The sequence below is a fragment of the Aeromonas sp. QDB39 genome, assembly GCF_027707585.1.
Classification (GTDB): domain Bacteria; phylum Pseudomonadota; class Gammaproteobacteria; order Enterobacterales; family Aeromonadaceae; genus Aeromonas; species Aeromonas hydrophila.
On record NZ_JAPCIV010000125.1, the window covers coordinates 1 to 1,001 of the forward strand.

Here is a 1,001-nt window from a genome sequence, read left to right on the forward strand (position 1 = left end):
CCAGATAATCCGATGAGATGCCGGTTTGCCTCACTCTCATGCAAAGGTAAGATCAACCATTTAATCCGCTTACCCTTTTTTAAATCCCAGCTAGAATAGGCTGTATAGGCAGACAGTTGCAAGACAAGGAGCGTTTTATGTCTAACAGTCCATTTTTAAATTCTATACGCACGGATATGCGACAAAAAGGTTATGCGCTGAAAACTGAAAAAACTTACCTGCACTGGATTAAGCGTTTTATTCTGTTTCACAAAAAACGTCATCCTCAGACCATGGGCAGTGAAGAGGTCAGGCTGTTTTTATCCAGCTTAGCAAACAGCAGACATGTAGCCATAAACACGCAGAAAATCGCTTTAAATGCCCTAGCTTTTTTGTACAACAGGTTTTTACAACAGCCGTTGGGCGATATTGATTATATCCCTGCAAGCAAGCCTAGACGGCTACCCTCTGTTATCTCTGCAAATGAAGTGCAACGCATTTTGCAGGTTATGGATACTCGCAACCAAGTTATTTTTACGCTGCTGTATGGTGCAGGTTTGCGCATTAATGAATGCTTGCGTTTGCGGGTTAAAGATTTTGATTTTGATAATGGCTGCATCACTGTGCATGACGGTAAGGGTGGGAAAAGCAGAAACAGCCTACTGCCCACGCGCCTAATCCCAGCAATAAAATAACTCATTGAGCAAGCGCGGCTTATTCAGCAAGACGACAACTTACAAGGCGTAGGGCCATCGCTGCCTTTTGCTTTAGATCACAAATACCCTTCTGCTTATCGACAAGCGGCGTGGATGTTTGTCTTTCCCTCCAGCACGCTCTGCAACCACCCGTATAACGGCAAATTATGCCGCCATCATCTGCATGACTCCGTTGCGCGAAAGGCATTGAAGGCAGCCGTACAAAAAGCAGGCATCGTTAGCAAGCGTGTGGTAATCCCCCCATTTTTAGGGGCATTCAAAAGTAGAGGTCATGCGGCCTGTGCCAGACGCTGTTTCGGCGTGTAG

The 1,001-nt window shown here is 45.7% G+C and carries 1 pseudogene; it reads left to right on the forward strand.

From position 1 onward, the window contains the following. Positions 1-137: 137 nt before the first annotated feature. Positions 138-953: pseudogene (locus tag PG899_RS24115) on the forward strand (integron integrase); the annotation flags it as partial. Positions 954-1,001 lie beyond the last annotated feature (48 nt).